The sequence below is a fragment of the Trinickia terrae genome (genome assembly GCF_005144415.1).
In the GTDB taxonomy this organism is placed as follows: domain Bacteria; phylum Pseudomonadota; class Gammaproteobacteria; order Burkholderiales; family Burkholderiaceae; genus Trinickia_A; species Trinickia_A terrae.
In genome coordinates this window covers 240880-265221 of sequence record NZ_SWJE01000007.1, presented here as the reverse complement: position 1 = coordinate 265221, position 24342 = coordinate 240880, and the positions used below count along the sequence as shown (strand labels likewise).

22 protein-coding genes are annotated in these 24342 nt (G+C 58.7%); 4 read left to right on the top strand and 18 right to left on the bottom strand.

What is annotated here, in order from left to right; genetic code table 11:
• Window positions 1-67: 67 nt before the first annotated feature.
• A complete protein-coding gene (locus FAZ69_RS15130; RefSeq protein WP_136895849.1) occupies window positions 68-448 on the bottom strand; it encodes a BON domain-containing protein in 381 nt (126 codons plus the stop codon).
• Between the two features lie 165 nt (window positions 449-613).
• Window positions 614-1579 (bottom strand): LysR family transcriptional regulator, encoded by a 966-nt coding sequence (locus tag FAZ69_RS15125; RefSeq protein ID WP_136895847.1) that lies wholly within the window; start codon window positions 1577-1579, stop codon window positions 614-616.
• A gap of 133 nt (window positions 1580-1712) precedes the next feature.
• Here FAZ69_RS15125 and FAZ69_RS15120 point away from each other — a divergent pair, with 133 nt between their 5' ends.
• Together FAZ69_RS15120 and FAZ69_RS15115 are read left to right on the top strand one after the other, a co-directional pair.
• Window positions 1713-2597, top strand: a complete 885-nt coding sequence (locus FAZ69_RS15120; protein ID WP_136895845.1) for an intradiol ring-cleavage dioxygenase — start codon at window positions 1713-1715, stop codon at window positions 2595-2597.
• Window positions 2598-2641: 44 nt separating this feature from the next.
• Window positions 2642-3709 (top strand): maleylacetate reductase, encoded by a 1068-nt coding sequence (locus FAZ69_RS15115; RefSeq protein ID WP_136895888.1) that lies wholly within the window; start codon window positions 2642-2644, stop codon window positions 3707-3709.
• A 46-nt stretch (window positions 3710-3755) separates the two neighbouring features.
• Here the strand turns inward: FAZ69_RS15115 and FAZ69_RS15110 are convergent, their stop codons facing one another.
• From FAZ69_RS15110 to FAZ69_RS15095, 4 genes are all read right to left on the bottom strand, one after another.
• Window positions 3756-5477, bottom strand: a complete 1722-nt coding sequence (locus FAZ69_RS15110; RefSeq protein ID WP_136895886.1) for an AMP-binding protein — start codon at window positions 5475-5477, stop codon at window positions 3756-3758.
• Between the two features lie 93 nt (window positions 5478-5570).
• Window positions 5571-6359 (bottom strand): enoyl-CoA hydratase/isomerase family protein, encoded by a 789-nt coding sequence (locus tag FAZ69_RS15105; protein ID WP_136895843.1) that lies wholly within the window; start codon window positions 6357-6359, stop codon window positions 5571-5573.
• 54 nt (window positions 6360-6413) lie between these two features.
• Window positions 6414-8153 (bottom strand): CocE/NonD family hydrolase, encoded by a 1740-nt coding sequence (locus FAZ69_RS15100; RefSeq protein WP_136895841.1) that lies wholly within the window; start codon window positions 8151-8153, stop codon window positions 6414-6416.
• 495 nt (window positions 8154-8648) lie between these two features.
• Window positions 8649-9437, bottom strand: a complete 789-nt coding sequence (locus FAZ69_RS15095) for an enoyl-CoA hydratase/isomerase family protein (protein WP_136895839.1) — start codon at window positions 9435-9437, stop codon at window positions 8649-8651.
• Window positions 9438-9687: 250 nt separating this feature from the next.
• On the opposite strand from FAZ69_RS15095, the gene FAZ69_RS15090 reads away from it, so the two are divergent.
• A complete protein-coding gene (locus tag FAZ69_RS15090) occupies window positions 9688-10452 on the top strand; it encodes a TetR/AcrR family transcriptional regulator (RefSeq protein ID WP_136895837.1) in 765 nt (254 codons plus the stop codon).
• Between the two features lie 219 nt (window positions 10453-10671).
• The gene (locus FAZ69_RS15085; RefSeq protein WP_136895835.1) at window positions 10672-10917 is read left to right on the top strand and encodes a dienelactone hydrolase family protein; all 246 of its coding nucleotides are present in this window, start codon (window positions 10672-10674) and stop codon (window positions 10915-10917) included.
• Here FAZ69_RS15085 and FAZ69_RS15080 read toward each other — a convergent pair.
• From FAZ69_RS15080 to FAZ69_RS15025, 12 genes are all read right to left on the bottom strand, one after another.
• Entirely contained in the window at window positions 10888-11778 is an 891-nt protein-coding gene (locus tag FAZ69_RS15080) for a LysR family transcriptional regulator (protein ID WP_136895833.1), read from the bottom strand. The genes FAZ69_RS15085 and FAZ69_RS15080 overlap by 30 nt on opposite strands.
• 328 nt (window positions 11779-12106) lie before the next feature.
• On the bottom strand, window positions 12107-13387 hold the full coding sequence (locus tag FAZ69_RS15075) for an MFS transporter (protein WP_136895831.1): 1281 nt from the start codon (window positions 13385-13387) through the stop codon (window positions 12107-12109).
• A gap of 274 nt (window positions 13388-13661) precedes the next feature.
• Window positions 13662-14849, bottom strand: a complete 1188-nt coding sequence (gene acdA, locus FAZ69_RS15070) for a 3-sulfinopropanoyl-CoA desulfinase (protein ID WP_136895829.1) — start codon at window positions 14847-14849, stop codon at window positions 13662-13664.
• A 169-nt stretch (window positions 14850-15018) separates the two neighbouring features.
• Window positions 15019-15585: a cysteine dioxygenase family protein gene (locus FAZ69_RS15065; RefSeq protein WP_136895827.1), complete on the bottom strand. Its 567-nt coding sequence runs from the start codon at window positions 15583-15585 to the stop codon at window positions 15019-15021.
• 118 nt (window positions 15586-15703) lie between these two features.
• The gene (gene gorA / locus FAZ69_RS15060) at window positions 15704-17065 is read right to left on the bottom strand and encodes a glutathione-disulfide reductase (protein ID WP_136895825.1); all 1362 of its coding nucleotides are present in this window, start codon (window positions 17063-17065) and stop codon (window positions 15704-15706) included.
• A 25-nt stretch (window positions 17066-17090) separates the two neighbouring features.
• On the bottom strand, window positions 17091-17744 hold the full coding sequence (locus tag FAZ69_RS15055; protein ID WP_240702237.1) for a glutathione S-transferase N-terminal domain-containing protein: 654 nt from the start codon (window positions 17742-17744) through the stop codon (window positions 17091-17093).
• Between the two features lie 293 nt (window positions 17745-18037).
• Window positions 18038-18388, bottom strand: a complete 351-nt coding sequence (locus tag FAZ69_RS15050) for a RidA family protein (RefSeq protein WP_136895823.1) — start codon at window positions 18386-18388, stop codon at window positions 18038-18040.
• Between the two features lie 146 nt (window positions 18389-18534).
• Entirely contained in the window at window positions 18535-19728 is a 1194-nt protein-coding gene (locus FAZ69_RS15045) for a CaiB/BaiF CoA transferase family protein (RefSeq protein WP_136895821.1), read from the bottom strand.
• A gap of 15 nt (window positions 19729-19743) precedes the next feature.
• Entirely contained in the window at window positions 19744-20475 is a 732-nt protein-coding gene (locus tag FAZ69_RS15040; protein WP_136895819.1) for a CoA-transferase, read from the bottom strand.
• A complete protein-coding gene (locus tag FAZ69_RS15035; protein WP_136895817.1) occupies window positions 20472-21278 on the bottom strand; it encodes a CoA transferase subunit A in 807 nt (268 codons plus the stop codon). The genes FAZ69_RS15040 and FAZ69_RS15035 overlap by 4 nt, the downstream gene beginning before the upstream one ends.
• A 236-nt stretch (window positions 21279-21514) precedes the next feature.
• Window positions 21515-22726, bottom strand: coding sequence for an aminotransferase-like domain-containing protein (locus tag FAZ69_RS15030; protein ID WP_136895815.1), 1212 nt, complete (start codon window positions 22724-22726; stop codon window positions 21515-21517).
• Window positions 22727-22776: 50 nt separating this feature from the next.
• Window positions 22777-24225, bottom strand: coding sequence for an aldehyde dehydrogenase family protein (locus tag FAZ69_RS15025; protein WP_136895813.1), 1449 nt, complete (start codon window positions 24223-24225; stop codon window positions 22777-22779).
• Between the last annotated feature and the right edge of the window lie 117 nt (window positions 24226-24342).

Here is a 24342-nt window from a genome sequence, read left to right as displayed (position 1 = left end):
TGTGCCACCGGCGTTACCGGCGAACAGCAGCCCGCAGCGCGTTGCGCACTGGTCATGCCGCAAACCATCAAAGCTGCGGCCGCAGCACTATCTTGCTGGCGACAGATTTGACGCCCGGCACCTTGCCGGCGGCCTCCGTTGCGATGTGTTCCTGATCCTCGCTTTCGATAAAACCGCCCAGAATCACTCCCCCTGTTCGCGCGTCCGCAAAAACCGCGATATCTGCGCCTTCGAGGCCCTTCGTCCTGTTCAACGCCTCGTGCACCTTCCGCGCAAACAGGCGGTTCGCGGTGCGCTCGGCCTTCTTCGAGACACCCGGCTGAGACGCTTCGCCAGCCACGGTGGCGCCGCTTTGCCCGGCCGCACTGGACACCGCTTCCTGGGCAAGAACACCCGTCGACAGCCATCCCGCTAACATCCACAACATCGCTTTATATGTCGTTCTCATTGGCTCTCCATGGAGTTTCACAGGTCAAGGTCATCTGGCGCATGTTTACGTTAGGGGTCCAGGCCACAAAGAAAAATGCGCCCGCGGGAAAAATGATTTCCGCAAGGTGGAAGAGTGAGCGGATGGCCTTCCAGCACGATTTAGCCGGAATGGCGTTGTCCGCAATCAGCGAGCCCGGCTTCTCTGGGCAGATTGCGCGGCGAAGGCATTCTTCGGCACTGCGTTCCAGCGATTCTCCAGGTCGAGCTTCCTGACATGCTCGCTCAACGCATCGGCAAATACCCGAATCTTCGCGGGCTGATTCCGCCGGCTCTGGTACGCGAGGTTGATCGTCAGAGGTGGGAGTTCCCAGTCGCACAGCAGCGGAATCAGCCGTCCGGCGACAATATCGTCATGCACGATGTAGAGTGGCTGAACCACGATGCCCAATCCAGCCCGGCCGGCTGCGCAGATCACCTGCCCTTCGTTCGATTCCAGCACCGCACTGACCGGAATGTTGCGCCGCTCCCGGCCTCGTTTGAATTGCAGCAGATAGGGGCTCGCGGCGTAGCTATAAACGAGCACATCCTTGTTTGCGATGTCTTCCGGCGCCTCCGGCACGCCGTGCTGCGCGAGGTACGCCGGCGAAGCGGCCAGCACGCGGCGCGTGTGCGCAAGCCGCCGGACGGTAATGCCCGAATCGCCCTCATGTTCGCGCGTGCGAATCGCGCAATCGATGCCCGCTTCAATGAAATTCGGATAACGGTTCGCTGCCGTAATCTGCACGGATAGTTCGGGATAGCGCTGCCTGAATTCCGGCAGCCACGGTGCGATATGAAGAACTGCAAACGATACCGAACTGGTCACGCGCAGCACGCCCCTTGGACGCCACGTCATATCGCTGACAACCGTGTCCGCTTCGGCGATGTCTGCGAGGATCGATGCGCAGCGCTGCTGGTACTCGCGGCCTGCATCCGTAAGCCATAGCCGCCGGGTGGTTCGCTCGACCAGACGCGTTCCCAGCCGGTCTTCGAGCGCGCTTAGCATGCGGCTCGCAGCGGCGTTTGAAATACCCAGCCGCTCCGCCGCCTTCGACAGACTGCCGAGTTCAGCAGTCAACGCAAAAAACTCCATCTGCGTATAGCGGTCCATACGACGATTCTTCCGCTCAGTGGAAATATGTTTTCACTATAGCGTATATTTTTCCTTCTCGAACGCCGCTAGAGTGCCGACATGACTGCGCCTCGAAGGGTAAAGTCAGCGAACAGGAATTCGGAGAGAGGCAATGCGCAATATCAGCGAAGACACCATCACCCAGGCCGTGCTTGCGGCGATGTCCGACTGCAGGAATGAAAGGCTGCGCACCGTGATGACCAGTCTTGTCCAGCATCTGCACTCCTTCGCACGCGAAGTCAGGCTGACCGAGAGCGAGTGGCAGTACGCGATCAATTTCCTCACCGAGGTCGGCCATATCACTGACGACAAACGGCAGGAGTTCATACTCCTGTCGGATACGCTCGGCCTGTCGATGCTGACCACGACGCAGAACAACCGCAAACCGCCCGAATGCACCGAGGCAACGGTGCTGGGTCCGTTCTTTGTCGAAGGGGCACCCGAGTATCAAAACGGCGAAGACATATCCAATGGTGCAGCTGGCCTGCCATGCTTCGTGAGCGGCCACGTCCGCGGTCTTCGCGGCGAGCCGTTGCCGGGCGCGACGATCGAGGTCTGGCAATCGGATGAGGATGGCTACTACGACGTGCAGTACGCGGCCCCGCGACAGGCCGAAGCCGAACATCGGGCCCGCGGGCGCCTGCGCACGCTTCCTGACGGGCGCTTTCACTTTCGCTCGATCCTCGCGGAAGCGTATCCGATCCCGCATGACGGCCCGGTGGGCCGGATGCTCGATGCACTCGGGCGACATCCTTGGCGGCCGGCACACCTGCATTTCTGGATCAACGCGCACGGATACGAGCCCTTGATCACGCATGTTTTCCGCAACGGAGACCAGTATCTCGACTCGGACGCCGTCTTCGGCGTACGCTCAACCCTGGTGGCGGACTGGGTCGAGCACCCTCCGGGCGTGGCGCCGGACGGTACGGCAATGGACACGACCTTTTACACGCTCGACTATGACTTCGTCCTCAATCCTGACGGGCATGCCCGATGAGCCGGCACGTCGAAACATTGCTGGAGCCTGAATCGATGTCCGCCATGTCCACATCCGGTTTTGTCTACAACGGCCGTGCCACGCGTGTCGTCTTTGGTAGCGGATCGCGTGTCCATCTTGAACGCGAATTGCTGGCACTGGGCGTGAAGCGCGCGCTGGTTCTTTGCAGTCCGGAACAACATGCGCTCGGCGCGTCGCTTGCCGAGCAGTTAGGGAGCCGTTCAGCGGACCTGTTCGATCGCGCCGCCATGCATGTACCCATCGAGCTGGCGCTCGAGGCACGCACGGTCGCGGCTTCGACGAACGCCGATTGCATCCTCGCGGTCGGAGGCGGTTCGGCGATCGGGCTTGCCAAGGCAATCGCCCTCGAGTCGAGCCTGCCCGTTCTCGCCGTGCCCACCACCTACGCGGGCAGCGAAATGACCCCCATCTACGGGCTAACCGAAGCGGGCCTGAAACGGACGGGAACCGATATCCGCGTTCTGCCCAAAACGGTCATATACGATCCTGACCTCACGCTCACCCTGCCCGTCGGCATGTCTGTGACAAGCGGCATCAACGCCATTGCGCACGCGGCGGAGGGCCTTTATTCACGCGACGCCAATCCGCTCACGAGCCTGATGGCGGAAGAAGGCATCACCGCGCTCTCGCGCAGCCTGCCGAACATCGTCGCAAATCCGGGCGATCGGTCTGCGCGCGCGGATGCCTTATACGGGTCGTGGCTGTGCGGTGCCGTGCTCGGCAGCGTCGGCATGGCGCTGCATCACAAGCTCTGCCATACGCTTGGCGGCAGTTTCAACCTGCCGCACGCGCCGACCCATACCATCGTGCTGCCGCACGCACTGGCCTACAACGCCGAGGCTGCCCCCGACGCGATGAAGCGCATCGCGAGAGCGGTAGGACACGAAAACGCCGCGCAAGGACTGTTCGAACTCGCGCGTGCAAACGGAGCGCCGGTTGCACTGAAGGAAATCGGCATGCGCGAAGACCAGCTGGATCAGGCCGCCGACATCTCGTGCAGCAATGCGTACTGGAATCCCCGGCCTCTGGAGCGCGATGCGATTCGCGCGTTGCTGCAACGCGCGTTCGAAGGAAGCGCACCCAGCCCGTGAATCCGAGAAATCAAGGTGTGCTCGATTCGCACCCGCGAGGTGCCTGTTACGCGGACTTTTGTTCGCCCAGATTCAGCAGGCGAATCATCTCCTCGCGCATGACAAACTTCTGTACTTTTCCGGTCACGGTCAACGGCATTTCGTCAACGAAGCGAACATACCTGGGGATCTTGTAGTGCGCGATCTGTCCGCGGCAAAAGTCGCGGATGTCTTCCTCGGTGGCGTACTCGCCTTGCCGAAGCACAATCCAGGCGCACAACTCCTCGCCGTTTTTCTCGTCCGGCACACCGAACACCTGGACATTCTGGATTTTCGGATGCCTGAACAGATACTCTTCTATTTCCCGGGGATAGAGGTTCTCCCCACCGCGAATCACCATGTCCTTGAGACGGCCGACAATATTGCAATAGCCGTCCGCGTCAAGGGTCGCCAGGTCGCCTGTATGCATCCAGCCATCGACGATGCTCTCGCGTGTCTTCCTCTCGTCTTCCCAGTACCCTAGCATCACGGAGTACCCCTTCGTGCAGAGTTCTCCGGTCGCACCAACGGACACGGTATTACCGAGCGGATCGACGATCTTCACTTCGAGATGGGGCTGAATCCGCCCCACGGTGGCCGTGCGCCTGTCGAGCGGGTCGGTGGTCGCACTCTGGAACGAGACCGGGCTGGTCTCCGTCATGCCATACGCAATGGTGACCTCCTGCAGGTGCATTCTGGCCACCACCTGCTTCATCGTCTCGATGGGGCAAGGCGAACCGGCCATGATGCCAGTGCGCAGGCTGCTCAGGTCGAACGCCGCAAACTCCGGATGCTCCAGCTCCGCGATAAACATCGTGGGAACCCCGTGAAGCGCGGTGCAACGCTCTTCCATGATCGACGCGAGGGTTGCGCCGGCATCGAATCCTTCGCCTGGAAAGACCATCTGCGCGCCAACCGATACGCACGCGAGAACGCCGAGCACCATCCCGAAGCAGTGATAGAGCGGGACTGGAATGCAGAGCGAATCGGCCTCGGACAGCTTCATCGCCATCGCCACAAAACGCCCGTTGTTGACGATATTTCGATGCGTCAGCGTGGCGCCCTTCGGGCTGCCGGTCGTGCCGCTCGTGAACTGGACGTTGATCGGATCATGAGCGGACAGCACGACCGCCGGCGGCCCTTCGTCGAGCAGGATCGCCTCACCCTTCTGCATCACGGCGGAGAACGGCATCACCCCGCGTATGCCCGGATCGCTTACCGATATCACCGTGCGAAGTTCCGGCAGGCGCGCGCAGCGCAGAGCCGCCGCTTGCTGCGACGCCAGCTCCGGTGCGACCTCCAATAACATGGAGATGTACTTCGACGTCTTGAACTGCTCGGCCGTAACAAGCGCCTTGCACCCGACCTTGTGCAATGCATACTCGAGCTCCGAAACCCGATAGGCGGGATTGATGTTGACCAGCACCGCACCGATGCGTGCCGTGGCGAACTGGGTAAGTAACCATTCAAACCGGTTCGGCGACCAGATGCCGACGCGATCCCCCCTGCCTATGTCCAGGGACGACAGACCCGCGGCAAGTTGATCGACCCGTTCGTCAAATTCCTTCCAGGTCCAGCGCACGCCCTGTTCGCGGAATACCACGGCGTGCCGGTCGGGAAAACGTTGCGCAGTCTCTCTGAGAAGCTGGCCGATCGTCGCTTCGCTCAGTGGAACATCCGTCGAACCGCGGACGTACGAAACGCCGCGAGCAGGTGCCGTCAGCGCAGAGGCGCCGGGTAAGGTCTGCATCATGCCATTCTCCAATACTGCACTGGGTTCCCGGCCCGCCACACGCCGGACCAGGATAACGTCGCCACCGTAGCCGTCGCCAGACGCTGCGGGCTACCTGCCGTAAAACACCAGATCGCCGGGCTCCTGGTCGCGATCGAACGCTTCGGCCGTGTTGGCGAATCCCCGCTTGGCGTCTTCTGTGTTGTACAAGCCCATGCAGACGTCCAGCATGGCGACGTCGGCACCCGCCACACCGCCACTCGACCACGTCTTGAGCAGAGTGCGTGTCGCCGCATACGAAAGCGTGGGGCCGTCCGCAAGACGCGTCACAAGTTCCCCGGCGACACGTTCGAGCTCGCCCGCTTCGGCCACGTGTGTGGCGATCCCTAGCTCCCCGGCCAGCCTGCCCGAAACAGGTTCACCCAGCATGGCGAAGCGCGACGCGCGACCACGTCCGACGCGCTCGGCGAGCCGCTGCAGCCCGCCCGCGATGGGCAGCATCGCTGTCGTTACCTCGACACAACGGAAGATGGCATCCGCCGCCGCCACGACGAAGTCGCAGCTCAAGGCGAGCTCGAAGCCGCCACCGAATGTCAGCCCCTGCACCACGGCCACCGTCGGAACACGCAGGGCCTCGATCGCGCGATACGAAGCGTTGACTTCCGCGACGAACGTGCGGAACCAGTTCAGGTCCTTATCCGGCCATTCGCGAACCTCGCCACCGAGGCTGAAATGCGGCCCCTCCGCACGCACGACGAGCACCCGGATATCACTCTCGCTAGCCTCTTGGACCGCCTCGCGCAAGCATTGGGCAAAACGCAGATCAAGCCGGTTGTAGGGCGGATTCGCCAGCACGATATTCCCGACCTTCCCATCGCGCTCAAAACGTATGCTTTTCATTGGCAAACCTCATGTTGTCGGTCATCTCCATACTGCCCTTCGAGGATCCGCGATTCACGATGGCTCCCCGTTCAACGGAATGATGGGAAGCAGCAGATGCGAGGGGCGCTCTGCGTCGCGATAAATCCTGTGCGTGACCGTATTGCTGCTGCATACGTGATACGGAATGTACTCGACGTCGGTCATTGCCCCCGTTCCCGTGGGCGCGTCAAGACTGCAGATCTCGACACAGATTCGATGACCCGCCTTGAACTGGTTGGCCGTCGCCAGCACCTGGATCTCGTACCTGACGATCTCGCCCGGAGTCACTGGCTCGATCGAATCCTTCGTCAATCTGTAGAACGGCTCCCCAGGCTTCGAGCGGTCAGGATCGGTTGCCCGGTACGAGGCTTTCAGCCAGCCACGGGTCAGCTCTCGTTCGGGTAATGTCTGCGGAACACTCCGTTCGCCGACGCGCGCGGTGACGACCGAAACGTCCGGCCCCACGTCCTTGAGCACGACGATCCAGTTCGTGTCCGGCTGGTCGATCTCGGCGTAGAGCGTGAGCGAGATTGGCCCAGCCACGAGGACGTCGTGAGGCATCGGATCCGTCATGTAGCGCAGGCGCTCGACCTTCGTTGTCTTCTTGAGCGGCATTTGCGTGAAGACATCCGGCTCGCGCTGTGCGTCGCCGACCTCCGCCGCGGGTCGCGGCGCGTCCGTGGACAGGCACTCCCAGCCGCCCAGGTAGTACTTGACCCATTGCGTCTCGGGCAGGGGCCAGTCGCTGCCCGTGCGCCATTCGTTGGCGCCCATGACCCAGTAGCGGACCGGGGGCTCGTTCATGATGCCGGTGTCGACACCCTTGAGCCAGTAGTCGTACCAGCGAATGACCTCGTCGTGGTACTGATGGAACGGCCGTTCCAGGTGCGCAGGACCGGTAAAGATCAGCTTGCGCGGCTGCTTGACGTTTGCGAAGTAATGCTGGGCGCCCAGCCAGTGCAGTTTGTACGTGTATGCATAGGCGCCGGAGCCGGTATAGAAAGGCACCTTGATCTTCTTGAAGATTTCTTCGGCTCGCTCGACGGTCCCGTCCGGCTCCCAGGGGTTTGTCATGATGTGGTACATCACCCAGGTTCGCTGCCCCTTCTGCGTCAGGATGTTGTAGAGGTTGATGTACATCCTGTAATCGGGATTGCGCATGGCTGCTCGCCAGAGCGCTTCCTGCTCGTCGGGTAGCAGCCCTGGCACATCGCGCGACTCATGCACGGTGCTGAACACGTCCAGCAGGTACGGGAACGTATGGATGACCCCGCCAGGATTGAAATCCCGAAACCCGAACATGCCGCCATATGCGCTGCAGGCGTCGTAGGGAAAAATCGCCTTGAGCGCCGGGTGTCCTTGTGCGGCCGCCCGCCATTGTTCGCCCGCAAAACCCGAGATACCGACCATTCCGACCTTGCCGTTCGACCACGGCTGTTGCGTGATCCACTCGATCATGTCGTAGTGGTCGGTGTTCTCCTCACCGTAGTGCCCCTCGGACTTGGCCGAACCCCGCGGCTGCGCAATGACGTGCACATAACCGTTAGCAATGAAGCGGCGCGTGTCGCCGGCTTCCACCGGGCCGAACCACAGCGGCGCATGCGCGGGTTGCGGAGGTAACACGTCGGCTATGTCCGGACCCTGAATGTCTTTGTTGTGCAGAGCCGAAGCATAGAGCACCGGATACTTTCCCTCCCCGTCCGGTCGATAGACGTCGACCGCGAGGCGAGTGCCATCCCGCATCGTCACGATGATGTCGCGTTCTTCAATCATGTCCCCTCCACATTCGTCGGTACATTCGGACTCAACAGGCAGCCGCCACTACACTCAGCGACTTCCACTCATTTCGAATTCCTTACTTTCTTTCCGCCATTTGATGATAGCCAGCGGACCATCCTGATTCTGTGAGTCACTATACTTCACGATCGTAAAGTATGCAAGCCGGACAACATCCGGCAGTGGAGTTTCGGGTCTGGAATTGGCAGCCCCCAATTCTTATCCGACGGAACACCAGGTTGGGCCTCGCCGGAAGTCTTGCCAGGGCATAACGATCCACGTGAAGCGGCCTCTCGTGAGCGAACCGCTACCGCTCCAGACATGGTCGGGAAGGTCAGATGAGGGATGGGACAGCTTGAAAGGTGCGGCGGCGGGGCGGGGCGCAAATACCCGTCTCACTGATCGGAGCTCGCCGCGATCGCTCCGCGCAACCCTGCGATGTCCTATGCGTCCCCAAGGAAAGGCGTTCCGCCGATTGGCCGGTCGCCGCCTTCAGGTCGATGAGTCCGAAGGCGGACCGGATCGTCTGACGAATGCTTCAACTCGCTGATAAAACGCTTCCGTCGACGCACACCTCAGGAAAGCTTGCTTTTCATTCTCGAGATGTCGCTCAAGTCCATCCTCCGATGTCTTGCCAACGAGCGATTTCATTTCGCTTACCGCCGATGATGGCAAGTCCATCACACTCCGTGCCATGGCGAGAGTGGCTTGATCCAGCGAAGCCGGATCGGCAATATCTTGCACAAGTCCCAACGACTTCGCTTCCTCGGCGTTCAACGAATCTTTTACCAACAAGATGTGCAGGGCGCGTGCCGCCCCCAGACGGCGTGCCAGATGGAAAGAAAGTCCCCCGTCGGTCGAGGTACCGAGCTTGCCGTATCCGACGACGAAACGAGCCGCACGTGACGCCACAACCAGATCGCACGCCATCGCCAGCGAGAAACCTGCACCTGCTGCAGCCCCTTGCACACTTGCGATCACGGGAACCGGCAGTCGCCGTAGCGTCAGAATCACGTCGTTCAGCGCACTGATCAGTGCTTTGAGGAAGCTATCGGATCTTTGCAACCCGTCCAGTATCTGAACGAGATTTCCGCCCGCAGAAAATATCCGGCCCGTGGCTTGCAGAACGACAGCACGATACGTCCCGCACGCTTCAATGTCGCTGAGCGCCTTCAACATGCCATCGCAGAACTCCAGATCGATTGCGTTTGCCTGCGCTTCGTTTCCCAACGTGATGACGGCGAGATCGCCACGGGAGGTCAAGGTAACGTTGCTCTGCATTGACAAGGCCTGCGTTCAAGGACTTCCGGTAGAAGTCGGTTCTGATGGGGTGCGCTCCGTCGCCCCGGCGACGCCATGCCAGCGGCACCGGTTCTCAGACGATCAGGATCCGATCCATTGTATTATACGTTCGTATAGTTTTCACGACCGCATTCCCCATGCGAGTTCTCATGACAACTCGCCGAAGCCGATAGCGATGGCTGCCTTGTCCGGCCCACCGCGGCGACGAAATTCACGTTAGAGAAACCCTATGGCGCAACGCAAGTTTTCTGACAAGAACAATGACAGCAAGGGTCGTCCGACAGAACTCCGACGCGCGGAGCAGCAGCGTGCACAGGAGACCCGAGCCGCGATCTTGAACGCGGCGATTACGGAATTCGCCACGAAAGGTTTTGAGGCTGCAAGCATCCGCAGTATCGCGGACCGGGTGGGCATTCAGCACCCGCTCATCACTTACCATTACCGCTCGAAGGATGTTCTATGGCAGGCCGTTGCCGAGTATGTTTTCGAGCGCATCCGCCAGGAGTGGAATGCCTATCTTGCGGATACGAGCCCTGTCAGCGCTGCAGAGCGCGTACGCCTGGTGTACAGAGCCCTATTTAGATTCACGGTCGATTATCCCGAGTTTCATCGCTTTATGCGTCAGGAATGCCTTGGATATAGCCCGAGGCTGCAATGGCTCGCCGACACGGTGCTCAAGCCGCTGATCGATTGGCTGCTACCACAGATTCGTGCCGCGCAGGATGAAGGCGAATTGCCCCAAGGCCAACCCATCATTTTCCACTACCTGTTGATCAGTCTGACATCGACCCTCTCCGGATTCGGCCCGGAGATGGAGGCCACCGCCAATATTTCCTCGTCAGATCCCGCCGTGGCGGAGGCCTACTGGCGTACGGTGGAGGAGCTCGTCTTTCACAAGCGGACGCTCGCAGGGGTGTCCGACAAAGCCGAACCGCGCTCGACTCCTGTCGAGCGACAGCCGCGCGTGCGCGGTCGTTCAAGGAGTGCCGGTTAAATGGCAGCTGCTTCTGCCGAAACCCTGGATGTTGGCTTCTTCAACCTGAAGACAATCTTTTCGGACAGGTCGAGTAAGGATCAATGGTTTCGGCGGTGCATTGATTGACGTGCCCCACCTGTCACGCCTCCGTTCGCTTTCCTGACCGGAAAGCAGGTACTGGCCGCGGTAGCACCTGCGGCCACGGGTTCGCCGCAAAACTCGCGTAGGGGAAACGATATGGCCGATATCTCGATTCCGACTCCGCACCACCAGCTCAAAGCGTACTTGGCCACGCCGGCGGGCAAGGGACCGTGGCCGGGCGTCATCGTGCTTCATGACATCTTCGGCCTGACCGACGTGACGCGCGGCCATGCCGATTGGGTGGCCCAGGAAGGGTATCTCGCGGTGGCTCCAGACCTGTTCTCGTGGGTGGGCGCATCAATCAAACCCCAACTACGCTTGCGCCAGATCAGAATCCGTTAGTAGTGTGTCAAACGATGAAACCAGCATGGCAGTCAGGGCAATTCGAGCATGAGACTTTCGCTCAACGAGTGACACAGGACGATCGAAATTCGGCAGTCTCACTACGTTTAGATTGGCACTCTTGTGCCAGCTTGCACCCTGGATCAGCGGGACAATGGATACCCCCAATCCCTGACTCACCAGGGCTGCAATTGCGTCGAGTGAATTGAGCTCCATGGACGGACGCGTCAAAACTGCGCGCTTCATTCTAAACTCGTCAATGAGTCGCCCAGCCCACGTACTACGATCAAAGGCAATATAAGGAATGGGCGACGCCAGCGCATCCGCCACGTCATCGTAAGGCATCTCTGCCGGCGTAATCAGGACGAACGGTTCGCTATAGAGATGATGGATGCTCAGATTGAGCGGAAACTGTTCAGGGGGTTGCGTCACGATTGCAGCGTCAAGCGATCCAGCGTCCACCATTCCCACCAAATCGCTCGAGATACCTGCAATAATTTTAATCTCGAGATTGGAATTTTCGAGCATCATCTTTCTGAGCAAACGCGGTAGCACACCCGTAAGCGCACTATTGATCACGCCAAGCGTAAGAACACCGCCCAAGGCGCCGCCATGTCCTAGTGCCCTCATTTCTTCATAGATGGAGACCATCTGCTCGGCGAGTCGGACCAGTTGATGGCCTGCCGGCGTGAATTCGAGCGAACGCTTTGTACGGGTGAAAAGACTCAACCCGAGTTCCTCTTCGATATTCTTGAGCTGCACGCTAACAGCAGCCTGCGATAAATGGACTTTCTCCGCCGCTGCCACAATCGTACCGTAACGGTGCAAAGCAAGAAACGCGTGTAGAGAGCGTATGAGCATTGTCTATTGAAGACCATCAGTCGTTCATATCTTACGCCAGATTTGGCGAGCCCTCGGCACATCTGCTTTAGCGATGCGCCGAAGACTGCCTGCCGCCGTCCGTACCTGCGATGAGCTGGCCCGCAGCCCCCCCCAAAAAACGCGCGAGTGGGTGTTCCACTCACACCGAAGATTCAAGAGGTATTGGGTGATGTGAAAACACTTTCCAAGAACGCAGTGCAACTCATCAATTCAGCGAAGCCCAGCTTCCCCGCCTCGCGATCGGTGCATCCCGCTCGCCCCTCGGGGTTCTCTCCGCCGCCTCGCCTCGTTTAGTGAGTTATTCGTGTTAGATGCGCTTTCGAATCGAGTCCATCTGCATCGAAATACCACTTGTAGGCAATCCTTTTGATATTGCTGCGGCTATTAGCAGAAGCAGAGCTGTCCCACCGAATGCCGGCCAGTGACTCCCAAAGGTCTCGTACGCCCACCCTCCGAACCACGTGCTCAACATTGCACCCACTTGATGACCAAGATAGGCCCACCCATACAGAAATCCAACAAGGCGCACGCCATATTGATCGGCAAGAATCGCTGAGGACATCGCCACACTCCCTGACCAGGCCAAACCACCGATTGCTGCGGCAGCATACAGTTCCCCCGGCGTATGCACGGCAACCAGTGCAACGAAGCCAAGGCCACGCACCAGATAAATCAATGCAAGGATGTCACGGCGTTCAACCCGATCAGAAAGTTGACCCAGGAGTAGTGTACTGAAGATCGCTACCAGGCCGATCAGACCGACACTCAGTGAACTAACCGTTGCCCCAAATCCATGATCCATGAGCATTGGAACGGCATGAGTTCCAAGTAGATTCATGCTAATTCCACAGACAAACAGCCCAATCGCAATTTGCCAGAAGGGGGCGGTTCTAAGAACATCGCGTATCGACATTGGAATGGTGATCGGGGCTGAGGTTGCCTGGCTTTTCTCTTGCTGCCCAGCAAGTTGATCCGTCTCCGGCGGCGCCTTGTCTTTCATTATGAAAATCGAGATTGGGACGTTGACTAGCGCGGAAAAAGAAGCGTAGCAAAGTATCGTATTACGCCACCCTATATGCTCGATTAGCACCATGAATAGCGGAGTCATCACCGCGATTCCCGCCATCGCCCCCGTCGCAAGGAAAAATAGCGCCATGCCGCGTCTGCGCGTGAACCACTTGCTAATGATAGGAGTCAAGGCTACAGGGCTGCAAAGGCCGAGGCCCATCGACATCGCTATTCCATAAAAAAATCCGAAGCTCATTGGATTGCGCGAAAAGACTGAACCTATCGCCGATAACACGACAATGGCTGTTCCTGTCAACAGCACCGTTCTGGTTTGCAGTTTGGCAACTAGATAGCCTGCAAGGGGCATGGCGATTCCGTAACTCAGCATTCCAACGGCGACGATTGCCGATAATAGACTTCGCCCAAGTCCGAGATCTCTTGCCATTGGCAAAACGAACGGTCCGATACCCATTCGCATACCAACCGTCAACAGTGTCACGACTGTAGACGCGGCTACGATGTTCCATCCGAAATACCACGCCGTGACGCGCGTAGAGCGAGCGCTACGTTCCTTCTGCATTGAACTAACCTTCCTGAAACGAGGTCTGGCAATAAGCGCTTTGCAATCTGCCTGCGCTGCCTACGAGTGGATGAAGATGGTCAATTTGGATAAATTGAGTGATGACACAGGCGTCCGCCCCCCCCCAATCGTGAAGGTATTAAATTGCCATGTGGAAAGGACGCTATGGCGCCGGGTTGCGAGTGCCGTGACACCTCCCCATATAGATTGACACGGAACATGGATTGTCACGGTTGAGTGCCTCACTACCCTCTTGTTTCAACGTTCGCCGACGCTACCTTGCCATATACCCATTGCGAGTCTGCGGCAACTTCATGCCCAAAACGCTGCTGGCAACCTGCGTCCGAAGAATCTGTGCGGTGCCGCCTGCGATCGTAAACATGCGAGCGTCACGCACGTGCCGTTCCATCGCGTTGTGCCGTCCGTAGCCGGACGACCCATAGATCTGCAGCGAATCGTTCGTGACCTTATTCGCCGTTTCCGCTGCAAAAATCTTCGCCCGTGCTGCCATGGCGATGTCGGGAAAGGATTCGCCGCTGCACGCTGCCGCATGCAGCAGCAAACGCGCAGCCTCGATCTGCATGGACATGTCGCTGATCATCCACTGTAGACCTTGAAACTCGGCGATCGGCCGTCCGAACTGCTCACGGTCCTTTGCGTATGCGACCGCCTCTTCAAACGCACCCTGCGCAATCCCGAGCGCAACGGTACCCGCCCCGACACGTTGTGCGTTGTATGCGCTCATGAGAGAGGCAAACCCCCTCTTCAGTCCGCCGGGGGGCACGACCAACATGGATTTGTGTAGCTCAAGGTCGCGGAACTCGATATGTGTCTCGGGAATCCCTCGGACTCCCATCGCGTAAAGCCGTCGGCCGATAACCAAGCCATCTGGCACATTCCCGTCGCGTAGACATATGAAGGCACCGATCCCCTGATCAACACCATCGTCAAACACGCGGGCGAAAATTAGGTGCAGTTTCGACACACCACCGCCGGTGATCCAGTACTTCTCCCCGTTAAGAATATAGTGGTCGCCCTTACGGTCCGCCCTGGTGGTCATCTCACTTGCGGCGCTCCCTGCATTGGGTTCCGAAATGCAAATCGCTGGCTTGTCTCCGCCGAGAACGGCAGAGGCAGCGATTTTCTTCTGCTCGTCGGTGCCATAGCTCATGATCGCGCCGATAGCGCCCATGTTGGCCTCCACCGTGATGCGCCCCATGGTGGCACACGCCTTCGCCATTTCTTCAATCACAATCACAGTATCGTGATAACTGCGTCCCTGACCACCATACTCCGTGGGAATTGTCATGCCCATGAACCCTTCCGAAAGCAAGCGGTCCACATTAGCCCACGGGTAATCTTCCGTAACGTCGGTGGCGGCGGCAGAGTGAGCGAATGCGCTCCTCGCCAGATCTCTGGCTTTCAGTTGCAGATGCTGCTGTTCGGTAGTCAGCTTATACATGATGCTCCTCGCAATCGTTATGAATTTGACAAACGGTCTTAAAGAATTTCATGACGTAATCTTGGTGTATCTAATTAGTTTTACGAAATTACAGATAGACAAATCAGAGGTCAAATACCCCATCAACTGGCTCACAATCGAGCGATTTTCTCCATGTTGTTCCGTATAACTAACTAGTCACATTCGTATAACCCGACACGAAATCCTTCACTGCGCCGTTTTTCTGGTCGTAAACATGGCGACGGATCTTGCCAATGTTGCCACCATATGCATGGATGCTAATCGAGACTTCGTCCTGGTAGCCGTTGGACACCCGGTGTATATCGCCGAGCGTCGGCGAGACACAATCGATCTGACCAGGATGCAAGTCCTCAAGGCCAAGCGGCTTCATCGGCTTGCCATCACCCTGCGGCAAGAATCGTTCGGAGCACTCCATTCCTCTTAACATGCCAATCAACGCCCATACCGTGTGATCGTGAATAGGCGTCTGCTGGCCGGGGCCCCAGACGAAGCTGACGACCGAGAACCTGTCCCTTGGGTCGGCGTACAGCAGATACTGCCCGTAGTACTGCGGATGGGGTTGGGCGAATTCATCCGGCAACCAGTCGTCCCGAGCGACGAGATTCCGAAGAAGCTCTCCTCCCATTTCGAGAATACGAGGCTCGTCCTGAGTTCCCGCGTCCAGCACACGGGTCATTCCGTCGACAAATTGTGTGAATACAGCGGGGAGAGCCATCTCACGTCTCCTTTAGATGAGCTTGAAAAATCCTTGCGGCGTATCCTGAGGTCCAGCGCACCGCGCCATTTCAGGCGAGTAACTCTCAGTATTTAAGAGCGACTACACAATCACCACGCTAGGGCCGACGGTGTTTGCGGGTCGGATCTCGCATCAGGACAAATTCTTCGGCAGATGTTGGGTGCAGCGCCATCGTCCGATCAAAATCCTTCTTCGTGATGCCTGCTGTCACGGAAACGGCGAGTGCCTGAATAATCTCTGGTGCGTCAGTGCCGAACATATGAACACCCAGTACGCGGCCGGTATGGCCGTCGACCACCATCTTCATGTACGTGCGTTCCTGGCTTCCAATGAAAGCTGTACGCATTGGTCGAAAATGCGCCTCATAGATATCTACGGGTCCAATTGAACTGGCTTGTGCCTCGGTAAGTCCCACGCACGCAGCGGGTGGATCACAGAAGATGGCGCTCGCGACGATACGATGGTCAACTTCGGTCGGACGGCCACCAAATTCTGTGTCCGCAAAGGCCCGGCCTTCGGCGATCGCAACAGGTGTCAAGTTTGCGCGGTTAGTTACGTCGCCGATCGCCCATATTCCGCTGGCCGTCGTGCGGCTCCGATTGTCGACGACGATGGCGCCCTTCTCGTCGAGCCGGACGTCGGCAGTGGCCAAGCCAAGCGACTCAACGCAGGGTTTGCGGCCCGTGGCATTGAGAACCGCTTCTGCGTGCAACGGCTCACCATTCGCCCTGTACAGCACGAAGCCCCCGGGAGTTCGCCCGAGCGATTGCATTTGCGACTGAGCGACCACATTTACGCCGCGAGCTTTGAGCCCCTCGGCGACGCTGTTTCGAAGGTCGTCGTCGAAACCGCGCAGCGGAAGGTCCGCGCGAAACGCAATTGTCACCCGGACACCAAGATCGGCCAGAATGCTTGCAAACTCGACCGCGATATATCCACCGCCAATCACTAGAAGGGAAGAAGGAAGCCTGCGCAAATCCAGTACATCGTCCGAACTCCACGCGTGCGCCAGGCCGGGCAGCGCCCCGCGGTCCGTCGAACTGCCCGTCGCAATCAGGATTCGTTCCGCACTCAGCTTGCGGTCCGCTACGGCGACAGAACGTGCTCCAGCAATCCGGGCATGTCCGATTAGTACTTCGACGTCGGAATCGGCAAGCATTTTCTGGTAAATCTGTTCCAATCGCTTCAGCTCGCGCTTTTTCGCCTCGGCCCAGCCCTCCAATTGGAAGTGCCCGGAGACCGCGGTCCAACCATAGCCGCTCGCCTCGGCCATGGCACGAGAAAAGGATGCCGCGTACATCATCAATTTCTTGGGAACGCATCCACGAAGCACACAGGTGCCGCCAATCCGGGAAGCTTCCAGCAGCAACACTCGTGCGCCGTAGGACGCCGCACGTCTCGCGGCTGCGATGCCGCCAGAGCCCCCACCTATCACTATGAGATCAAAATCCGCAGACATGAACTTCTCTGTTTCAATGACGATGTCAGGCTGAAAAAACAGACATACCTTTTTGGACAGCCGGGCGCTGGCCGATTACCTCCAACCAGCGGCGTAAGTTGGGGTAATCGCTCCAGTCAATGCCGTGCTTTTCCGACGACACCAGCCAGGGATAGACGGCGATGTCCGCGATTGAATATTCATCAGACGCGAGATAAGTGCGCGAGGCAAGAGCTCGATCCAGCACCCCATGAATGCGCCGCACTTCGTTGCCGTAGCGCTCGATTGCATAGGGAATGGACTCCCCGCATGCGTACCTAAAGTGGTTTGACTGTCCAAACATCGGTCCAACCGCGCTCATCTGGAACATGAGCCACTGAACGGCTTCATAGCGACCGCGGGGACTCGTGGGGAGCAGGCGGCCTGCTTTTTCGCTTAGATAAAGCAGGATGGCGCCGGATTCGAACACGCAGATCGGCTGGCCTTCTGGACCGCAACTATCGACGAGCACCGGTATTTTTTGATTCGGAGCGACTGCAGAAAACTCGGGACGAAATTGGTCGCCTTCCCGAATGTTGATTGGATATAGACGATACGAAAGCTCGCATTCCTCGAGCATTATGTGGACTTTGTGTCCATTCGGCGTCGGCCATGAGTAGAGCTGCATCATCTTGATACCGCTTGTCTGATTGATCTCCATGTCATCTTATGTTTTCGCAATCCTGAACTAAAGCGCATATTTATGGGGCTCAGTATCGGAAAGAGTGAATTGTGGGATGCCGCTCCCCCGACAATGCAAAGCTCGACGAGCTGAGGCCAGTTCAAGGGAGAGGTGGCTGCAGGTGCCGCGCCAGGTTGAGCGACGGAGGACACCCCCTGGCGTCCCGCAAACAAGATCTTGACTTGAGTGAGAGTACGGCACTCGTGACCGCCCTCCTCGGATCGCCTTGCCTATCCGCAGGCCGACGGCCCTACGGCCACCCGAATGCGCCCCTAGATAGCGGCGACCGCCGTGATCTCGAACAGAATACGGGGGTTAGCCATCTCAACCTGACCACAACATCTTGCGGGAGGCTCGTTTGTGTCGATCCAGACATCCCAGACCGCGTTCATGGCATCGAAGTCGTCCATCGACTTCAGCCAGAGGGTGACTGACAGCACCTTCTTGCGCTCGCTGCCCGAAGCAGCCAGCAATCGATCAACTTGCTCGAGTGCCTGTCGAGTCTGCGTGGTGATGTCGCCATCCAGATCGGTACCGATCTGGCCGCCGATATAGAGGGTGTTGCCGTGCACCACGGCCCGGCTGCGGCGGTGGTTGCGTTCGTGTCGAGTAATCTGCGACATGGGTTTTCCTCGTGAAATTGTGTTTGATATATGTTTAATACTGCAGACTTCTTTTCTCGCGTTCGGAAAGCACTAGTGAAAATACGATCGCGCACCTGCACCATGTGCAGTTTCAGCTCTGAGTTTCTTTAGACCTCGCCTTTTTCTCACACGCCTGGACGACGCGGTAGCACCGACGCATAATGACTTGGATCCAAGCCATGTTCCAGCAGAACCTCATCAGTGTGCTGTGCGAACGCCGGCGGGCTCAGCCTGTAAGCGGCGGGCGTACGCGAGAGCTTGACCGGGCTCCCGGTGCCACGATATTCCCCAATGTCCACGATCATTCCACGGTGATGCGTGTGCGGATCGTCTACGACTTCGTCCAACGTGCGTACCGGCCCACAAGGCACGCCAGCGCCAATCAGTTCACGGGCGATCGTCGTGCAGTCATGTTGCCGCAGCAGGTCCTCTAGCTCTGCGCGCAGTTCTTTTTTGTGCTCGTTTCGCAATGCGTTGGTAGCGAAGCGCGGGTCGGCAGACAGTTCAGGACGTCCCAGCACGCGGCAAAGCGTTGCGAACTGGCGGTTGTTCCCCACGGCGAGGAACAGTTGCGACGTCCGTGTTTCAAACGCGTCGTACGGCGTGATATTGGGATGCTTGTTTCCTGACCGGGCTGGAACCCTCCCATTCAGGTAAAAGTTGGGCAACTGGGGATGCAGGAGCGAAACGCCTGCGTCATAGAGCGTCGACTCGACAAATTGTCCGCGACCACTCTCGTTGCGCTCATTAACTGCCAGCAAAATGCCGATCACGGCATTCAGGCCGGTCACGAGATCAATGACCGGCACCCCTACGCGAAGCGGATCGCCCCCTTCCTCGCCATTCACGCTCATGATTCCCGTCATGGCTTGCACGGCAGCGTCATAACCCGGCAGGCCACCATACGGGCCATCAGCGCCGAAACCTGAAATACGGCAATGTACGAGTCGCGGATAACGTTCTTGCAGCGTCTCGCTACCCAAGCCCCAGCGCTCGAGGGTCCCAATCTTGAAGTTCTCGATAAAGACGTCGGCCGTCTCGAGAAGCCGCATCAACAGCTCCTGGCCGGCCGGCCGGCTCATGTCAATCGACACACCGCGTTTGTTGCGGTTGACACCGATAAAATAGCTCGCCGCATCGCCGGCAAACGGAGGTCCCCACGTGCGAGTCTCGTCCCCTGCAGGGGGCTCGACTTTGATCACGTCTGCACCATGGTCCGCCAAAATCTGACCGCAAAACGGCCCGCCTAGAACACGGCTTGCGTCAATCACCCTAAGCCCGGCAAGTGCCCCTTTCGAGCCTGTAGACTCATTCCACATGAGTAGCCTTTTCTGTCAAAGTTGGGATACGAATTCTGGATACGTTTCGCGAAGTTCCTCGCGGATACGCCCCCGAAGCAACGCAAGAGTAGGCGGGGCGGGATCGGGGGTCGTGCGCAGACCATCATCGACATCGAATTCGAACCCGGTCGCCTCGCGAACCTCACTAAGCGTGCGCCCCGGATGCAGACTGACGAGACGAAAGCGCCCCTTATCCTTCTCAAACGTGAACAACGCCATTCCCGTCAGCAGCGCGTACGGACCGCCCATTCGATACACCTGCGGCGCACTGACTCCAGGTGCGCTGATGAAGTCGACTCTGTCGACCAGCACGCGAGGAGTGTGCTCCTCACGAAACAGAATTACCCTTGGTACTACAAAGTATAGATAGGCTGACCCGAATGAACCCGGCCATCTCACCTTGGTGGCCGGGTAGTCTCCGATCCCGACAAGGTTGATATTCCCGTGGCCGTCGATCTGCCCTCCGCCAAGGAAGAATGCGTCGATACGACCTTGGCCGGCGCAATCGAACAACTCCACGGAACCATTAGTGAAGAAGTTGTGCTTGACCGACCCTAGAATCGAGAGCCTGACCGGTGGCTCGCCTGCTATCTCCTTCTGGGCGCGCAACAACATCGCGGCTGCGGCCGGAATGGGTGAAGAAGAGCCGACCGCAACGTGGCGCACGCCATCCAATAGCTGCGCAATCGTGGCAATGAGTAACTCGCGCGGCGTCGCATGGCTCATGCTGCGTCCCCTTCATCCAGCCAGGCTTGAAAACCTTCTCCAGTGCGTGCCATTTGCGCGTAGCGCAGCAACTCCGCCGTATCCGGCTGATACTCGCCCCACAAACCATACGGTCGCGCGCCCCGCGGCACGAGCGCGATTCCGTCGACGTAAAGTGCCGGCAACACGCCTGAGGCCATCGTTTCGTTTTCGAAAAGGCTACGCTCGCTTATCCGTTCCACGGTCACAAAAGTGCGGCGGCTGGCATAGGCCATCGTGGCGAGCTCGCGACGCCGCCCCAGCCAAATGTTGCCCTCGCAGTCGGCCATGGGCGCATGGAAGATTGAAACGTCGGGGGTCAACGGCGGAATCGCGACCACAGGGTCGTCATGGTCAGAGAAGGGATTTTGGATAACCCGCCAATCCTTGCGATTTGCCAGCACGTCACTGCCAATGAGTCCCCGTAGCGTCAAGAATGGAGCCCCCTTTTGCGAGGCGATCAACCCTGCGTGTATGGCGGGGCAGGTGCTGTCGAGAAGCCGAATTTCGCCTCGCGAGACAGCTCTCATAAAGCATGGTGCTCCACCTGCCTCGCCGAGACTAACCGCGCTTGTTTCCACGCTTTCAACCAGACCTGCGCCAATTAACATGTCGAACTGCAGCCCAGCCGTCGGCACGCCCACCAGGGCAAGTCGCTTCGGCGCCCGCCTGATCAGAGGGCGCGTGACGGCCATGGCAACCCCCGCATAGTCAACGGGCAAGGCAAGGCGGCATCCATCTGGAATCTGCCCTGCGATCTCGTCGACCTTCACTAGTATGTTCATGGAACCCGCTGCTCCCTTCTGACCGGTTTGCTTCGGTCGAGCTTGCCGAGGCAACCATCGAAAATGGCATCAACCAATGCTATAGACTACGGAATCCGAAGAAAAGCGCAAAGAAACGTCTCTGAGCATCGGAATTTTTAAAGATCGGTGAATGATGCAAACCATCCTCTTGTCCGCCTTTCGCGGGCACGCACAGAACGTGGCGCCTCGGGCAAATACCACCCGCTAATCGACGCTCAAATGCGGGCGCGAATTGCGTCCCATGTCTCAGCGAGGCGCTTGACACCCACGTTGATGTTTGCGACCGACGGTGCGGCAAACGAAAGCCGAAGAGTCGACAGAACCGGATCATTGACGTGAAATCCGGCTCCGGGAACAAACATCACCTTTCGGCCGATGGACTCTTTCAACAGTTCGGCAGCCGGCAGCTCACCGTTGAGTTTGGCCCAGACGAACATGCCTCCACTGGGTTCATGAAACGTGAGTGCCTCGCCCATGAGCTCGCGGAGGAAGGCGCATAGCGCACGGCACTTCTCCCCATACCCGTGACGGATCCTTTCGACTTGCAGGTCCAGCGCGCCGCTGGACAGGTATTCCGCCGCAATACCTTGCGTCCACGGCGAACTGCCAACGTCCGCGCTTTGTTTCGCGATGTAGCAGCGATAGGCGATCGGTGCCGGTGAAATGCTCCAGCCGACTCGTAAGCCCGGTGCGACAATCTTCGAGAGGCTGCCGATGTGCACGACCCAGTCGTCGCTGCCCTTGAGCTCACCAGTGAGTGCTTTCAATGAGGGTATGCTCTCGCCGGAGAATCGAAGATCTCCGTATGGATCGTCCTCAACGATCACAAATCGATGCTTGACGGCCAACTCCAGCAGACGCAGGCGGCGTTGCAGTGAGAGAGTTGCTCCTGTGGGATTGCCGAAAGTCGATACGGTATAAAGCAGCTTCGGACGGTCTGCCTCGGAACGAATACCGTCGAGCACCCGCTCGAGGTCTGCGACGTCGAGCCCGTCGGTGTCCGTTTGCACAGGAACGACTCGCGCGCCGTGTACACGGGCGGCCTGGATATTTGACGAATATGTCGGACTCTCGACAAGCACCACATCGCCCGGGTTCACGAGGACCCGCAGCAACAGGTCGAAAGCTTGCTGCGAGCCGGTTGTGATGACCACGTTTTCCGAGCTCGTCTTCACCCCACGCTTTTCCATGAGACAAATGAGCTCGGTCTTCAACTTGGCAATGCCTTCGGTACTGCCGTACTGAAGACATGAGAGGCTGTCCTTGTACGCGCGCCTGGAGGCCTCCCCGAGGCCTTCGACATCGAACAGCTTGGTATCTGGGTACCCTCCTGCGAAGGAAATCATCTCGGGATCGCTGAGATACTTGAAAAGATCCCGTATTGGCGAGCTCGCAGGGTTTACAAACGCGCGGGAAAATCGGTACATGATCGTCAGTGATAGCCGGTTGAAACCTGAAGGTTGCGAGCGGAGCAGCTCTAGTCTTCTTGGAGTGCTGCCCAACCCGATACCGCCTTGGGCTCGAGGAACTCCTCGATCCCCCAAACTCCTCCCTCACGTGCACGGCCTGAGGCCTTGACACCCCCGAACGGCGATCCAGCGCCGCGCGGTCGACCGTTCATCTCCACCATGCCCGAGCGCAAGCGGGCGGCGACACGATTTCGCTTCTCGCCATCTGTCGATTGGACATAGTTCGAAAGCCCATAGGGGGTGTCGTTCGCAATGTCAATCGCTTCGTCTTCCTTATCAAACGGGATAATGGATAAAACCGGTCCGAAGATCTCCTCCCGCGCGATTGCCATCTGGTTGTTCACTCCCGCAAACACGGTCGGGCGAACAAAATAGCCGCGCTGAAGCCCGTCAGGCCGACCGAGTCCACCTGCAACAAGACGTGCGCCCTCGTCGATGCCTTTCCGGATCATTTCCTGCACCTTTGCAAACTGAGCGTCTGATGACAGCGGCCCGATGTGCTTGCCGGTCTTGTGCGCCGAATCCACAGCGACAGATTCGGCGACCGCCTTGGCTTCGGCAATCGCGCGTTCATAGATTGATCGCTCAACGAGCATGCGTGTGGGCGCATTACAGCTCTGCCCCGTGTTTTTGAAGCAGTGGAGCGCCCCTCTTTTCACTGCTTCTGGATCAGAATCCGCGAAAATCAGATTGGCACCTTTGCCCCCGAGTTCGAGCACGACGCGTTTGAGACTCGCCGCGGCGGCCCTCGAGATGGCGATGCCAGCGCGTGTCGAACCCGTGAAGCTGATCATCTCGACGTCGGGATGCGACGAGAGCCGTGTGCCAACGCCCGCACCGTCGCCGTTGACGAGATTGAACACACCTTTCGGGAACCCGGCTTCCGCGACATACTCCGCGAACAGCATGGCCGAGAGTGGCGCGATTTCCGAAGGCTTCAGCACCATTGTGCAGCCCGCGAGAAGAGCCGGAACGACCTTGAGGGTCACTTGGTTCATGGGCCAGTTCCAGGGAGTTATCAGGCCGACGACACCGATCGGATCCATCAGGATGCGATCGTCAGGCGCATGCGCGCCAAGCGGCCTCTCGAACTGGAAATCCTTGAACGCGGCGATGAAATTTGTGATGTGCCACGTCCCAGCCCCAACCTGATCCGCGAGCGCCATGTCGATCGGCGCACCCATCTCGAGGCTGATGGCCTGGGCCATTTCAGGAGCTCGACGCTCGTAAATCTCGAGCAAACGCTCCACAAGCTCGAGCCTTTCCGTCGGCCGGGTCTTCGACCAGCTCGCAAACGCACGGCTGGCTGCGTCCACCGCGCGGTCGGCGTCCCGCTCGTCTCCGATCAAGATGACGGCACACGGTTGCTCGGTTGAGGGATCGATGACGGGCAGCTCGCGCGCTACATAGGGCGATACCCAATCGCCATCGATGAAAAACTGGGTCTTGTTGAGCATGGGAGTCTCCGGTGTCGGCTTTCGACCTTTTGATCGGTATTTCAATGCCAATAACTTGATGCTCTCAGGTCCGAAGGCGCACGTCATGTCGCGCGCCTTCGTTGTTTCAACCCGCTA